Source organism: Alsobacter sp. R-9, assembly GCF_054612375.1.
In genome coordinates this window covers 83,013-97,688 of record NZ_JBTSWJ010000005.1, presented here as the reverse complement: position 1 = coordinate 97,688, position 14,676 = coordinate 83,013, and the positions used below count along the sequence as shown (strand labels likewise).

The window sequence follows — 14,676 nt, the reverse complement described above, 5'->3', positions numbered from 1 at the left end:
GTCGAGGGCCTCGTCATCGACAAGGGCTCGCACCTCGGCCACCTGAAGTGGATCCTCGAGGAGTTCTGCAAGGCGTTCTTCGAGGTGCCGTCGGTGAAGATGCGGTTCCGGCCGTCCTTCTTCCCCTTCACCGAGCCGTCGGCGGAGGTCGACATCCAGTGCTCGCGGCGCGGCGGCGAGATCCGCTTCGGCGAGGGCGAGGACTGGCTGGAGATCCTCGGCTGCGGGATGGTGCACCCCAACGTCCTGCGCAACTGCGGCCTCGACCCCGACGAGTACCAGGGCTTCGCCTGGGGCATGGGGATCGACCGCATCGCCATGCTCAAGTACGGCATGCCGGACCTGCGCGCCTTCTTCGACGCCGACGTCCGCTGGCTCAACCACTACGGCTTCCGGCCGCTCGACATGCCGACCCTGCTGGGCGGCCTGAGCAGCTGAGGAGGAGCGCGCCATGAAGTTCACCCTCTCCTGGCTCAGGGAGCACCTCGACACCAGCGCCACGGTCGACGAGATCGCCGAGGCGCTGACCCGCGTCGGCCTCGAGGTCGAGGGCGTCGAGGACAAGGCGAAGGAACTCGCCGGCTACACGGTCGCCTACGTCGTCTCCGCCGAGCAGCACCCCAACGCCGACCGGCTGCGGGTGTGCATGGTCGACACCGGCGAGGGCGCGCCCGTGCAGGTGGTCTGCGGCGCGCCGAACGCCCGCACCGGCATGAAGAGCGTGTTCTCGCCGCCCGGCACCTACATTCCCGGCAAGGGCATCACGCTCGGCGTCGGCACCATCCGCGGCGTCGAGAGCCGCGGCATGCTGTGCTCGGCCTTCGAGCTCGGCCTCTCCGAGGACCACGAGGGCATCATCGACCTGCCGGCCGACGCCCCGGTCGGCGTGCGCTACGCCGAGTGGGCGGGCCTGGGCGACCCGGTGTTCGACGTCGCCGTGACGCCCAACCGCCCGGACGCGCTCGGCATCCGCGGCATCGCGCGCGACCTCGCGGCGGCGGGCCTCGGGCGTCTCGTCGAGCGGCCCGAGCCGGCCGTGCGCGGCACCTACCCGTGCTCCACCGGCGTGCGGCTCGACTTCGCCCCCGGCGACGAGCACCTGTGCCCGGCCTTCGGCCTGCGCCTCGTGCGCGGCGTCAGGAACGGCCCGAGCCCCGAGTGGCTGCAGCGCCGGCTCAAGGCCATCGGCCTGCGGCCCATCAACACGCTCGTCGACATCACCAACTACGTCACCTACGACCGCGGCCGCCCGCTGCACGTCTTCGACCTGAAGAAGGTCGACGGCGACCTCGTGGTGCGCCGCGCGCGCGACGGCGAGGAGGTGCTGGCGCTCGACGGCCGGACCTACCGGCTCGACCCCTCGATGGTCGTCATCGCCGACAACCGGGGCGTCGAATCGATCGCCGGCATCATGGGCGGCGAGCACTCGGGCTGCGACGAGAGCACCACGGACGTGCTCATCGAGTCGGCGCTGTGGGACCCGCTCAACATCGCCCAGACGGGCCGCAGGCTCGGCATCAACTCGGATGCCCGCTACCGCTTCGAGCGCGGGCTCGACCCCGCCTACACGCTGCCCGGCCTCGACCTCGCCACGCTGATGGTCCTCGACCTCGCGGGCGGCGAGGCGTCGGCGGTGGTGCTGGCCGGCCAGATCCCGGACACCGACCGCATCATCGACTTCCCGTGGAGCGAGACGCGCCGCCTCACCGGCCTCGAGCTGCCGGTGCCGGAGATGAAGGCCTACCTCAAGGACCTCGGCTTCTGGATCTCCGGCAACGGCGACACCGTGAAGGTGTCCGTGCCGTCGTGGCGCCCGGACATCGAGGGCAAGGCGGACCTCGTCGAGGAGGTCGTGCGCATCGCCGGCCTCGACCGCGTCGCCTCGACGCCGTTCCCCCGCGAGGAGGCGACGGTCGCCAAGCCGGTGCTCACCCTGCTGCAGAAGCGCACGCGCGGTGCCAAGCGGGCGCTCGCCGCGCGCGGCCTCGTCGAGGCGGTGACGTGGTCGTTCATCGGCCGCGCCGACGCCGAGCGCTTCGGCGGCGGCCAGCCGGAGCTGGCGCTCGCCAACCCCATCGCCGCCGACCTCTCCGACATGCGCCCGAGCCTGCTGCCCGGCCTGCTGCGCGCCGCCCAGCGCAATGCCGACCGCGGCTATCCCGACACGGCGCTGTTCGAGGTGGGCCAGGTGTTCCGCGGCGACCGCCCGCAGGACCAGCAGATGGTCGCCGCCGGGGTGCGCCGCGCGCTCGGCCGTCCCGCCGCGTCCGGCCGGCAGTGGTCCGTGCCCGCCGGCCCGGTCGACGCCTTCGACGCCAAGGGCGACGCCATGGCGCTGCTGGAGGCGCTCGGCGTGCCGACCGGCGGCCTGCAGGTCGCCCGCGGCGGCCCGTCCTGGTTCCACCCCGGCCGCTCCGGCACGCTGCAGTTCGGCCCGAAGATGGTCGTCGGCGCCTTCGGCGAGGTCCACCCCGCCGTGCTCGAGGCGCTCGACGTCAAGGGTCCGGCCGTCGCCTTCGAGCTCGTGCTCGACGTCCTGCCGCCGCCCAAGGCGAAGCCGACGCGCATGAAGCCGAAGCTGGTGCTCTCCGAGTTCCAGCCCGTGTCGCGCGACTTCGCCTTCGTCGTCCCCCGCGACGTTGCCGCCGCCGACATCCTGCGCGCCGCGCAGGCGGCCGAGCGCCAGCTCGTCACCGCCGTCGACGTCTTCGACGTCTACGAGGGCCCGGGCGTGCCCGAGGGCCGCAAGTCGGTGGCCGTCGCCGTGACGCTGCAGCCGACCGAGAAGACCCTCACCGACGCCGAGATCGACGCCGTCGCGGCGAAGATCGTGGCCGAGGTCGGCAAGAAGACCGGCGCCACCCTGCGCTGAGGGCCGGGCGCGGCTCTCCGCGCCCCCTCCCGCCCGCGAGGCGCGCGCAGGGCTGACCCCTGCGCGGGACGCCTCGCCGCCCGCGCGTGCGGGTGCTAGAACGCATCCCGGATCGCGAAAGAGCCCGGGTGACGGGCCGGACCAAGGGGAGACGCCGCCGTGACGCGCATCGCACTCGACCTCGCCGCCACGCTGCCGCAGGACGGCGCCGCTGGCGCGCTCGCCGGCCGCGTCTGGCGCCCCGACGCCGGCGGCCCCTCCGTCGTCGCCATCCGCGCCGTCGCCGGCACGGTGCACGCCATCGACATCTCGCGCGCCTTCCCCACCATGCGCGACCTGTGCGAGCAGCCCGACCCCGCCCGTGCGCTGGCGGAAGCCGACGGCGAGGACCTCGGCCCGCTGGAGGCGATCCTCGGCAACACACCGCCGGACGGCCGCGTCGAGGACCGCCCGTGGCTGCTCTCGCCGGTCGACCTGCAGGCCGTGAAGGCCGCGGGCGTCACCTTCGCCATCTCCATGCTGGAGCGCGTCATCGAGGAGCGCGCGCGGGGTGACTTCAACGCCGCTGCCTCGATCCGCAAGGAGATCACCGCCCTCGTCGGCGACGACCTGTCGCGGCTGAAGCCGGGCTCGCCGGAGGCGATGCGCCTCAAGGAGGTGCTGATCGCGCAGGGCGCGTGGAGCCAATACCTCGAGGTCGGCATCGGCCCGGACGCCGAGATCTTCACCAAGGCGCCGCCCATGGCGAGCGTCGGCACCGGTGCCGACGCCGGCATCCACCCGGTCTCCACCTGGAACAACCCCGAGCCGGAGGTCGTGCTCGTCGTCGCCTCGTCGGGCCACATCGTCGGCGCCACGCTCGGCAACGACGTCAACCTGCGCGACGTCGAGGGCCGCTCGGCCCTCCTCCTCGGCAAGGCCAAGGACAACAACGCCTCGGCGACGCTGGGGCCGTTCGTGCGCTTCTTCGACGCCACCTTCTCGCTCGACGAGCTGCGCCGCGCCGAGCTTTCGCTGCGCGTCGACGGCCCCGAGGGCTACGTGCTCCGGGGCGCGTCCAGCCTGTCGAAGATCAGCCGCGACTTCACCGACCTCGCCTCGCAGATGCTGGGCCGGCATCACCAGTATCCGGACGGCGCCGTGCTCTACACCGGCACCCTCTTCGCCCCCATCGACGACCGCGACACGCCCGGCAAGGGCTTCACGCACAAGGTCGGCGACATCGTCACCATCGCCACGCCCAAGCTCGGCACGCTCGTCAACCGCATCCGGCTGTCGACCGAGTGCCCGCCCTGGACGTTCGGCACCTCGCATCTCATGCGCAACCTCGCCCGCCGCGGCCTGATCTGAGCCCGACGGGACTCCTGCCAGGGAACATGGCCATGTCCGACAGCTACAAGAACCTCATCGCCGGCGAGTGGGTGGAGGGCGCCTCCGCCACCCCCAACGTCAACCCGTCGAACACCGGCGACATCGTCGGCCACTATGCCCGCGCCTCTCGCGCCCAGGCGGACCAGGCGGTCGCCGCGGCGAAGGCCGCCTTCCCGGCCTGGTCGCGCACGACGCCGCAGGAGCGCTACGAGATCCTGAAGAAGGCCTCCGACGAGATCCTCGCCCGCAAGGAGGAGCTCGGCCGCCTGCTCTCCCGCGAGGAGGGCAAGACGCTGCCCGAGGGCATCGGCGAGGCCACCCGCGCCGGCCAGATCTTCGCCTTCTTCGCCGGCGAGTGCCTGCGGCTCTCGGGCGAGAAGCTCGCCTCGGTGCGTCCCGGCGTCGAGGTCGACATGACGCGCGAGCCGGTCGGCGTCGTCGGCATGATCACGCCGTGGAACTTCCCGATCGCCATCCCGGCCTGGAAGATCGCCCCGGCGCTCGCCTACGGCAACACGATCGTCTTCAAGCCGGCCGACCTCGTGCCCGGCTCGGCGTGGGCGCTGGTCGACATCGTCCACCGCGCCGGCTGCCCCAAGGGCGTCCTCAACCTCGTCATGGGCCGCGGCTCGGAGGTGGGCCAGGCGATCCTCGAGAACCGCGACGTCACGGCCGTCACCTTCACCGGGTCGGTCTCGACCGGCCGGCGCATCGCCGCGGCCTGCGTCGCCGCCACGCCGATGAAGAAGGTGCAGCTGGAGATGGGCGGCAAGAACCCGCTCGTCGTGCTCGACGACGCCGACCTCAAGACCGCGGTGGAGTGCGCCGTCAACGGCGCCTTCTTCTCCACCGGCCAGCGCTGCACGGCTTCGTCGCGCCTCATCGTCCAGGCGGGCATCCACGACCGCTTCGTCGAGGCGCTGACCGAGCGCATGAAGGGCCTCATCATCGACGACGCGCTGAAGGCGGGCACCCACATCGGCCCGGTGGTCGACCAGAGCCAGCTCGACCAGGACCTCAAGTACGTCGCCATCGCCAAGGAGGAGGGCGGCACGCTGCACTGGGGCGGCGAGCTGCTCAACCGCGAGACGCCCGGCTTCTACATGCAGCCGGCGCTGATCACGAACACCACCAACGCCATGCGCATCTCGCGCGAGGAGGTGTTCGGCCCGGTCGCCAACGTCATCCGCGTGAAGGACTATGACGAGGCGCTGGCGGTGGCCAACGACACCGAGTTCGGCCTCTCCTCCGGCATCTGCACCACGAGCCTGAAGTTCGCGACGCACTTCAAGCGCAACAGCGAGGCCGGGATGGTGATGGTCAACCTGCCGACGGCCGGCGTCGACTACCACGTCCCCTTCGGCGGCCGGAAGGGCTCCAGCTACGGCCCCCGCGAGCAGGGCGCCTACGCCCGGGAGTTCTACACCACCGTGAAGACCGCCTACACCTTCGCAGGCTGAGCCGAACGCGAACGGCCGGGACGACGCCCAGCACCGTCCCGGCCGCGAGCGCTCCCTCCTGTCCCCCGCCCCCTCCACCGTCATCCCCGGTCGGAGCGCCGCCCCCCAACCGTCATCCCCGGCCGGAGCGCCGGAGGCGCGGAGGGGAAGGGGACCCAGCCCCTTGCCAACGCCGGTCACGCGTGTCGGCCTTCCGGTGGATCCCCTTCCCGGTCCGCTGCGCGGACCGCCGGGGATGACGGCGGAAGGCGGGGCGCCTTCTCCCCCTGCGGGAGCGAAGGGACCAGCGCCGCCTCGCTCGTGTCCTCTGCTCGAGACGCTGCTCAGGACGCCGCTCGGACGCGAATCTCAAGCTCCCGCGCCGGCGCCGCCTCCCCTTCTCCCCGTGAGCGGGGAGAAGGTGCCGGAGCGCAGCGGAGGCGGATGAGGGGTGCCCTCGGCCGGAAGGACGGGGCGACCCTGCGCCCCCACCCCCACTCATGCCCTCGACAGCCCTCCGCGCGCGTGGCTTCATGCGGCTCCCGTTTCCGGCCGGTGCCCGCCATGACCCTCGAGACCTGGTTCGCCTTCGCCGCCGCCTCGGCGGTGCTCGTGGTCATCCCCGGGCCGACGATCCTGCTCGTCGTCTCCTACGCGCTCGGCCAGGGCTGGCGGGCGGCGCTGCCGATGGCGGTGGGCGTGGCGCTCGGCGACTTCACGGCCATGACCGTGTCCATGCTCGGCCTCGGCGCGCTGCTGGCGGCGTCGGCGACGCTGTTCACGGTGCTGAAGTGGATCGGCGCGGCCTACCTGATCTGGCTCGGCATCAAGCTCTGGCGGGCGGGCGGAACCCTCGACGCCGCGCCCCGCACAGACGCCTCCTCGCGGCTCTCGATGCTCGGCCACGCGTGGATCGTGACGGCGCTCAACCCCAAGGGGATCACCTTCTTCGTCGCCTTCCTGCCGCTCTTCCTCGACGCGAAGGCTCCGCTGCTGCCGCAGATGCTCGTCTTCGGGCCCACCTTCCTGGCGCTCGCCTTCGCCAACGTGCTCGTCTACGCCCTGCTCGCGTCGCGGGCCCGCGGCCTGATGCGCAACCCGCGCGCCATCGGCGTCGTCAACCGGGCGGGCGGCACGCTGCTCGTCGGCGCCGGCATCGCCACGCTCGCGGTGCGCGGCGCGCAGGGGTGATGGGGTCGGGCCGCCGCGGAGGGCTGCCGCGCGCCGGCGCCGTCCTGCTCCTCGTCCTTGCCGGGCCGACGACCGTCGCGTCGGTTTCCGCGAGGGCCGCGACCTCGTGCGTCGCCACCTACGACCGCACGGGCGCCGTCACCGGGCGCTACTGCAGCGACGGCCCCGCCGCACCGGACGATGCCGAGCCCACCGCCGCTCCCGCGCCGCGCGGCGACACGCGCCGCCCTGCCGCCCGGCCACTCCCGCGCGGCGTCGACATCCGCTGCACCGCCCCCGGCCGCTGCCGCGGCAGCTTCGAGCGGCCGTAGACGGCGCGCATTGCCCGCTCCGCCGTCATCCCCGGCCGGAGCGCCGGAGGCGCGGAGGGGAAGGGGACCCAGACCTTTGCGACGTTCGCTCCCCCGGCCCGGCGGGACCGCCCGATGGATCCCCTTCCCGGTCCGCAGCGCGGAGCACCGGGGATGACGGCGGGGCGGGGACGAAGGCACGCCGCCAGCGGGGCGGGGGAGGGCCTTCGGGACCGCCATCCGGGGGCGACGCCGCCCACCCGCATCCCAACCTGAACGAAGATGAACGGAACGTTTGGCTCGCGTTCAGGTTGAACGAGCCAATCTGGCACATGAGACGCCGATCCGCGTCGGCGGCCGGGCACGCCCCCTCGGACCCTCCCCGGTCGGGGCGGTGCCCGGCACGTCGCGGCACCAGAACGAGCGTCAGGGAGTGCGTAACATGATCAGGAAGTCGATCGTCAGCACCGTCATCGGTGCCGTTGCCCTCGGCGGCATGACCTTCGCCACGTCGGCCCCCGCGGAGGCCGGATACCGCTACTACGGCCCCGGCTACGGCGGCGGGTACTACCGTGGCGGTGGCTACTACCGCGGCGGCGGCTGGAACAACGGCGGCGCGGTCGCCGCCGGCATCATCGGCGGCCTGGCGCTCGGCGCCATCGCGGCCTCGGCCGCGCGGCCTGCCTATGGCTACGGGCCCGGCTATGGCGGCTACTACGCCCAGCCCTACTACGGCGGCGGCTACTACCGCCCGTCCTACTACGCGCCGCGCCCCTACTACGGCGGCTATGGCGCTTATGACGGCTGCCGCATCGTCGCCCGCCGCGTGGTGGACGACTGGGGCTACGTCCGGGTTCGCCGTGTCCGCGTCTGCTACTGACGCGCGACGGGGCGGCTTCTCGCGGGCCGGCTGCTCAGATCACGTTGCGTTCCATGAGCGGACGGCCCGCGACGATGCGGTCGTGCCCCATTTCGGAGAGGTCGAGGGTGACGTAGCGGCCGTGCGCGATGAGTTCGGCCAGCGCGCGTCCGACGGCCGGCGACTGCTGCAGCCCGTGCCCCGAGAAGCCGTTGGCCAGATAGATGTTCCGCGTGCCCTCCGCCAGCCCGACGATGGCGTTGTGGTCGAGGTCGTTCATGTCGTAGTGGCCCGCCCACGCCCGGCCCGGCCGGATCTGCTCGAAGGCCGGCACCCGCGCCGCCAGCGTCGGCCAGTAGGTCTCCTCGAAGAGGTCCCACTCCACCTCGAAGTCGGTGGCGTCGCCGTGCTCCTCGCGGCCGGGTCCGCCGCCGCAGATGAACATCTGCCCGTCCGCGCCCGGCCGGCCCTCGGGCCGGAACCAGCACCCCGACACGTCGATCAGCAGCGGGGCGCGCGTCACGTCGCCCTTGCAGTGGAAGGTGAAGACGCAGCGCTTGCGCGCGTAGACCGGGATGTCGATCCCCGCCGCCGCGGCGAGCTGCCGCCCGCCTGACGCACCGGCCGCATTGACCAGCGCGCCGCACGCGATGCGCGTGCCGTCCGCCAGCACCACCGCCGTCGCCTGCCCACCCTCGCGCTCGACGGCCACGACCTCGCCGTCGACATAGGTGACGCCGAGGCTGCGGGCCTTCTTGCGGAACGCCTGCATCAGCCCCCAGCCGTCGTACCACCCCTCGCCGCTGCGGCCCCAGGTGCCGCAGACGATCCCGTCGAGGCCGAGCCATGGGAAGCGTTCGCTCAGGGCCGCCGGGTCCATCAGCAGGATGTCGGCGCCGAGGCTCGTCTGGAGCGCCTGGTTCTCCGCCAGGATGGGGGCCGTGGCTGGCGTGCCGAGATAGAGGTAGCCGCCCTCGTGCAGGTCGATGGCGGGCCGGTCGTCGCCGACGGCGAGGTGCTCGCCGATCGACCGCATGAAGGCGATTCCATGCAGCGATATCAGGATGTTGACCGGGCTGGAGAACTGCTGGCGGATCGACGCGGCCGACAGCGCCGAGGCCGAGAACTGGTAGGTCGGGTCCTTCTCCACCACGATCACCCTGCCCTTGAAGCCGGGGTCCGAGGCGAGGTGGTAGGCGGTGGACGAGCCGATGGCGGCGCCCCCGGCAATGACGACGTCGGCGGAGAGGGTCACGCGGCGATCCGTGGCTGGCGGGTCGCGTCGGACCCGGCTTCATGAGGGTGGCGCATGATCCCCGATGCCGGCCGGCGTGGCAAGCACGGCGCCGCGCGGATCAGAAATGCGCCGGAGAGACGACGGAGAGTGTGCCTTTTCGGTCCACGGAGGCCCGGAGAGTGCGCAAACGCCGTCCGGGAGCATGGCGGAACGGTGCAGAATTCAAAGCGGAAGCAAGGCGAGGGGCCGGAGAGCCCGGCTCATCCGCCCTCGCGGCCTCCTTCGGGGCGGCCACATTCGGCCAGCAGCCAGCGCCGGAAGGCCGCGACCTGCGGCCGGTCGCGCTTGTGGGTCGGGTGCACCAGCCAGTAGCTCTGGCGGCTCTCGATCGGGCGGTCGAAGGGGATGACGAGGCGCCCGCTGGCCAGTTCGTCCTCGACCAGGAACCGCGGCACCACCGCCGCGCCGAGGCCGGCCACGGCCGCCTGCGCCACCATGGCGAACTGCTCGAAGCTGGGGCCCGAGACCGCCGCGTCGGCGGGCAGGTCGACCGCCGAGAGCCATTCCGCCCACGCCCGGGGGCGGGTTGCCTGCTGCAGCAGCGGCACGCCGAGGAGGTCGGCGGGGGCGCGCAGACCGGCGCGGGCGACGAGGTCGGGGCTCGCCACCGGGACGATGGTTTCCCCCATCAGCGGATGGAGTTCGGCCCCCGGCCAGTGGCGGTCTCCGAAGTGGATGGCGGCGTCGAGGCCCTCCAGCGCGAAGTCGAACGGCACGATGCGCGTGGCGAAGTTGATGGTCACGTCCGGGTGGGCCGCGAAGAAGCGCGGCAGCCGCGGGATCAGCCAGCGGGTGCCGAAGGTCGGCAGGATGGCGAGCGCCAGCACGCCGCCGGCGCCGCGGGCCGTCATGGCCGACAGCGTCGCCGCGGCGAGCCGCGACAGCGCCTCCCGCACGTCCTGCGCGTAGCCGACGCCGGCGGGGGTCAGGTTGACGCGCTGGCGCACCCGGTCGAACAGCCGGACGCCGAGCTGCGCCTCCAGCATCGCCACCTGCCGGCTCACCGCCCCCTGCGTCAGGTCGAGTTCCTCCGCCGCCCGCGTGAACGACCCATGCCGCGCCGCCGCCTCGAACGCCTGCAGCGCCGCGAGTGACGGGACGAGGCGTCGGGAGGAGGCGGAGAGAATGTTCATCAGTTTTCCTCATCAACTCCTGAGAACATATCGTTTGCGGATGCCGCCGGGAAGTCGCACCCTGCAGCAGCGTGCCGGCCTGTGAGCCGGCTTGTCGTGCTGCCCGGAGGAGGGATCCCATGACGCAATCGATCCGCGACGAGGCTCTCTCCATTCTCCAGCGGCTCGGCGTGCCGGGCACCGTTCTCTCCGCGACGGGCCTCCCGGCCCGCTCGCCGATCACCGGCGAGATCGTCACGTCGCTTCGCGAGACCACGGCGGACGAGGCGCGGGACGCCATCGCTGCCGCCGCCGAGGCCTTTCTCTCGTGGCGCGAGGTCCCGGCGCCACGGCGCGGCGAGTTCGTCCGCCTGCTCGGCGAGGAGCTTCGGGCCGCCAAGGCGGATCTTGGACGGCTGGTGACGCTCGAGGTCGGGAAGATCACCTCCGAGGGCCTCGGCGAGGTCCAGGAGATGATCGACATCTGCGACTACGCCGTCGGCCTCTCCCGGCAGCTGTTCGGCCTGACCATTGCCACCGAGCGCCCCGACCACCGCATGATGGAGACGTGGCATCCGCTCGGCGTCGTCGGTGTCATCTCCGCCTTCAATTTCCCGGTCGCGGTCTGGTCATGGAACGCCGCGCTGGCCTTTGTCTGCGGCAATCCCGTCGTCTGGAAGCCGTCCGAGAAGACCCCCCTGACGGCCCTCGCGGTGCAGGCCATTGTCGAGAAGGCGGGCGCGCGCTTCGGCGGCATCCCGCGCGGCCTGTCGCAGGTGCTGGTCGGCGGGCGTGCGCTGGGCGAGTTGCTCGTCGACGACCACCGGGTGCCGCTGGTCTCCGCCACGGGCTCGACCGCGATGGGCCGGCAGGTCGGCCCGCGCGTCGCCGCGCGCTTCGGCCGCTCGATCCTGGAGCTCGGCGGCAACAACGCCGCCATCGTCGCGCCGTCGGCGGACCTCGACCTCGCGCTGCGCGGCATCGCCTTCGCCGCGATGGGCACTGCCGGCCAGCGCTGCACCACGCTGCGCCGCCTCATCGTGCACGAGAGCGTCTACGACACCCTCGTGCCGCGCCTGAAGAAGGTCTACGAGAGCGTCAGGGTCGGTGACCCGCGCGAGGACGGCGTCCTCGTGGGACCTCTGGTCGACAAGGGCGCCTTCGACGGCATGGAGCGCGCCCTCGGCGAGGCCCGCGCCGCCGGCGGGTCCATTCATGGCGGCGTCCGCGAGCACGCCGGCCGCTGGCCCGACGCGTACTACGCCGCCCCGGCCCTGGTGGAGATGCCGGCGCAGGCCGGGCCGGTGCTGCGCGAGACGTTTGCCCCGATCCTCTACGTGATGCGCTACCGGACCTTCGAGGAGGCCATCGCGCTCCACAATGCCGTCGGTGCAGGCCTGTCTTCCTCCATCTTCACGCTCAACATGCGGGAGGCCGAGCGCTTCGTGTCGGTGTCCGGGTCCGACTGCGGCATCGCCAACGTCAACATCGGCCCGTCTGGCGCCGAGATCGGCGGGGCCTTCGGCGGCGAGAAGGAGACCGGCGGCGGGCGCGAGGCCGGTTCTGACGCCTGGAAGGCCTACATGCGCCGCGCCACGAACACGATCAACTTCGGCACGACCCTGCCGTTGGCGCAGGGCGTGACTTTCGACATCATGGGTTGACACGAGCCGGCCGCCACGCCGCTCCGCAGGGAAGGACGACGACCATGACCGCCACTGCCCCGAAGGCCAAGGACAAGCCGGCACCCGCCGCCTTCAAGTGGGACGATGCGTTCCTGCTGGAGGATCAGCTCACCGAGGACGAGCGCCTCATCCGCGACACGGCCCGCGCCTTCGCGCAGGAGAAGCTGCTGCCGCGGGTGATCGAGGCCTACGCCGAGGAGAAGACCGATCCGTCGATCTTCCGGGAGATGGGCGAACTCGGCCTGCTCGGCGTCACGATCCCTGAGGACTACGGCTGCGCCGGCGCCAACTACGTCTCCTATGGCCTCGTCGCCCGCGAGATCGAGCGCATCGACTCCGGCTACCGCTCGATGATGAGCGTGCAGTCGTCCCTGGTCATGTACCCGATCTACGCCTACGGCGACGAGACGCAGCGCAAGAAGTACCTGCCCAAGCTCGCCTCCGGCGAGTGGATCGGCTGCTTCGGCCTGACCGAGCCGGACGCAGGCTCCGATCCGGCCGGCATGAAGACCCGCGCCGAGAAGGTGGCGGACGGCTACCGCCTCACCGGCTCCAAGATGTGGATCTCGAATTCGCCGATTGCCGACGTCTTCGTCGTATGGGCGAAGTCGGCCGCGCATGGCGACCAGATCCGCGGCTTTGTCCTCGAGAAGGGCATGAAGGGGCTCTCCGCGCCGAAGATCGGCGGCAAGCTTTCGCTGCGCGCCTCGATCACCGGCGAGATCGTCATGGACGGCGTGGTGGTGCCGGAGAGCGCGCTGCTGCCGAACGTCTCGGGCCTGAAGGGCCCATTCGGCTGCCTCAACCGTGCCCGCTACGGCATCTCGTGGGGCGTCCTCGGCGCCGCCGAGGACTGCTGGCACCGCGCCCGCCAGTACACGCTGGACCGCAAGCAGTTCGGGCGTCCGCTGGCCGCCACCCAGCTCGTGCAGAAGAAGCTCGCGGACATGCAGACGGAGATCACGCTCGGCCTGCAGGCGAGCCTGCGGGTCGGCCGCCTCTTCGACGAGGGCAAGGTCGCGCCGGAGATGATCTCCCTCGTCAAGCGCAACAACTGCGGCAAGGCGCTCGACATCGCCCGTGTCGCCCGCGACATGCACGGCGGCAACGGCATCCAGCAGGAGTACATGGTGATGCGCCATGCCGCCAACCTGGAGACCGTGAACACCTACGAGGGCACGCATGACGTGCATGCGCTCATCCTGGGCCGGGCGCAGACCGGGCTGCAGGCATTCTTCTGAGTCGCGGACGGGCGGCGGTGACACGGTCCCCGCCGCCCTCGGCACGACCGCGGCCGGAGAGCCCGCCCGCCGCATGAGCGAGCCGCGCGACCGCGGCGCGGGACGGCGCAGAGCCCCGTTGGGAGCCCACCCATGACCCAGAAGCCTCTCGCCGGCGTCCGCGTCCTCGAACTCGCCCGCATCCTCGCGGGTCCGTGGGTCGGGCAGACGCTGGCCGACCTCGGCGCCGACGTCGTGAAGGTCGAGCGGCCCGGAGCCGGTGACGACACGCGGGCGTGGGGGCCGCCCTTCGTTCCCGCGGCGGACGGCGGCACGCTTTCGGCGGCCTATTTCCACGCCTGCAACCGCGGCAAGCGCTCCATCGCGGTCGACTTCGAGACCGAGGAGGGGCGCGCGACGGTGCGGCGACTCGCGGCCTCCGCCGATGTTCTCATCGAGAACTTCAAGGTCGGCGGGCTCAGGAAGTACGGGCTCGACTACGACAGCCTGAAGGCGGTGAATCCGCGGCTCGTCTACTGCTCGATCACCGGCTTCGGCCAGACGGGCCCCTACCGGGAGCGGGCCGGCTACGACTTCATGATCCAGGCCATGGGCGGGATCATGGACCTGACGGGTGATCGCGACGGCGAACCGCAAAAGCCCGGCGTGGCCTATGCCGACATCTTCACCGGCGTCTATGGCGTCATCGGCATCCTCGCGGCCCTGCGCCGCCGTGACGCCACGGGCGAGGGCGGCCACCTCGACCTTGCGCTCTTCGACACGCAGGTCAGCGTGCTCGCCAACCAGGCGCTCAACTTTTTCGTGTCCGGCAAGGCGCCGACCCGGATGGGGAACGCGCACCCCAACCTCGTGCCCTACCAGGTGTTCCCCGTCGCAGACGGGCACATCGTCATCGCCACGGGCAACGACGGTCAGTACCGACGCCTGTGCGAGGTGCTCGGCGTCCCGCACCTCGCCGAAGATCCCGACTACCTCAGCAATGCCGGCCGCATCGCGAACCGCGAGCGGCTGATCGGACTGCTCAGCGAGCGCACCATCACCTTCGCGCGCGGCGACCTGCTGGCGGCGCTGGAGCGCGTGGGCGTTCCGGCCGGGCCGATCAACGGCGTCGCCGACGTGTTTGCCGATCCGCAGGCCATCGCCCGCGGCATGCGTGTCGAGCTGCCGGCACCGACGCCGGAGGGCACCGTGCCGAGCCTTCGCGGCCCGCTGGTGCTCGACGGCGAGCCGCTCGTCGCCGGCCGGGCCTCTCCCCGGCTCGGCGAACACACGCGCGAGGTGCTCGACGACCCCGCCTGGGGCGGAGGAGCCTGACACCC

12 protein-coding genes are annotated in these 14,676 nt (G+C 72.1%); 10 read left to right on the top strand and 2 right to left on the bottom strand.

From position 1 onward, the window contains the following. The 7 genes from ACX9GQ_RS10050 to ACX9GQ_RS10020 form a co-directional block, all read left to right on the top strand. Nucleotides 1-438, top strand: a 438-nt coding sequence (locus ACX9GQ_RS10050) for a tRNA ligase subunit PheS family protein (protein ID WP_459629393.1), incomplete at its 5' end; no start/stop codon positions are given. 13 nt (nucleotides 439-451) lie between these two features. Further along, the gene (gene pheT, locus ACX9GQ_RS10045; protein ID WP_459629392.1) at nucleotides 452-2,872 is read left to right on the top strand and encodes a phenylalanine--tRNA ligase subunit beta; all 2,421 of its coding nucleotides are present in this window, start codon (nucleotides 452-454) and stop codon (nucleotides 2,870-2,872) included. Between the two features lie 159 nt (nucleotides 2,873-3,031). Further along, nucleotides 3,032-4,222 (top strand): fumarylacetoacetate hydrolase family protein, encoded by a 1,191-nt coding sequence (locus ACX9GQ_RS10040; protein ID WP_459629391.1) that lies wholly within the window; start codon nucleotides 3,032-3,034, stop codon nucleotides 4,220-4,222. A gap of 32 nt (nucleotides 4,223-4,254) precedes the next feature. Then, entirely contained in the window at nucleotides 4,255-5,703 is a 1,449-nt protein-coding gene (locus ACX9GQ_RS10035) for an aldehyde dehydrogenase family protein (protein WP_459629390.1), read from the top strand. A 543-nt stretch (nucleotides 5,704-6,246) separates the two neighbouring features. Further along, nucleotides 6,247-6,873: a LysE family translocator gene (locus ACX9GQ_RS10030; RefSeq protein ID WP_459629389.1), complete on the top strand. Its 627-nt coding sequence runs from the start codon at nucleotides 6,247-6,249 to the stop codon at nucleotides 6,871-6,873. Further along, a complete protein-coding gene (locus ACX9GQ_RS10025) occupies nucleotides 6,873-7,184 on the top strand; it encodes a hypothetical protein (protein WP_459629388.1) in 312 nt (103 codons plus the stop codon). Before ACX9GQ_RS10030 ends, ACX9GQ_RS10025 begins: the two co-directional genes overlap by 1 nt. A 421-nt stretch (nucleotides 7,185-7,605) precedes the next feature. After that, the gene (locus ACX9GQ_RS10020) at nucleotides 7,606-8,043 is read left to right on the top strand and encodes a hypothetical protein (RefSeq protein ID WP_459629387.1); all 438 of its coding nucleotides are present in this window, start codon (nucleotides 7,606-7,608) and stop codon (nucleotides 8,041-8,043) included. A 34-nt stretch (nucleotides 8,044-8,077) separates the two neighbouring features. On the opposite strand, the gene ACX9GQ_RS10015 is transcribed toward ACX9GQ_RS10020, so the two are convergent. Together ACX9GQ_RS10015 and ACX9GQ_RS10010 are read right to left on the bottom strand one after the other, a co-directional pair. Continuing rightward, on the bottom strand, nucleotides 8,078-9,277 hold the full coding sequence (locus ACX9GQ_RS10015; protein WP_459629386.1) for an NAD(P)/FAD-dependent oxidoreductase: 1,200 nt from the start codon (nucleotides 9,275-9,277) through the stop codon (nucleotides 8,078-8,080). A 242-nt stretch (nucleotides 9,278-9,519) separates the two neighbouring features. After that, nucleotides 9,520-10,446, bottom strand: a complete 927-nt coding sequence (locus tag ACX9GQ_RS10010) for a LysR family transcriptional regulator (protein WP_459629591.1) — start codon at nucleotides 10,444-10,446, stop codon at nucleotides 9,520-9,522. A 125-nt stretch (nucleotides 10,447-10,571) separates the two neighbouring features. Between ACX9GQ_RS10010 and amaB the strand changes: the two genes are divergently transcribed. The 3 genes from amaB to ACX9GQ_RS09995 all read left to right on the top strand — a co-directional run bounded on the left by amaB (nucleotide 10,572) and on the right by ACX9GQ_RS09995 (nucleotide 14,671). Continuing rightward, nucleotides 10,572-12,095, top strand: coding sequence for an L-piperidine-6-carboxylate dehydrogenase (gene amaB, locus ACX9GQ_RS10005; protein ID WP_459629385.1), 1,524 nt, complete (start codon nucleotides 10,572-10,574; stop codon nucleotides 12,093-12,095). A 44-nt stretch (nucleotides 12,096-12,139) separates the two neighbouring features. After that, a complete protein-coding gene (locus tag ACX9GQ_RS10000) occupies nucleotides 12,140-13,357 on the top strand; it encodes an acyl-CoA dehydrogenase (RefSeq protein WP_459629384.1) in 1,218 nt (405 codons plus the stop codon). 132 nt (nucleotides 13,358-13,489) lie between these two features. Beyond that, nucleotides 13,490-14,671, top strand: a complete 1,182-nt coding sequence (locus ACX9GQ_RS09995; RefSeq protein ID WP_459629383.1) for a CaiB/BaiF CoA transferase family protein — start codon at nucleotides 13,490-13,492, stop codon at nucleotides 14,669-14,671. Nucleotides 14,672-14,676 lie beyond the last annotated feature (5 nt).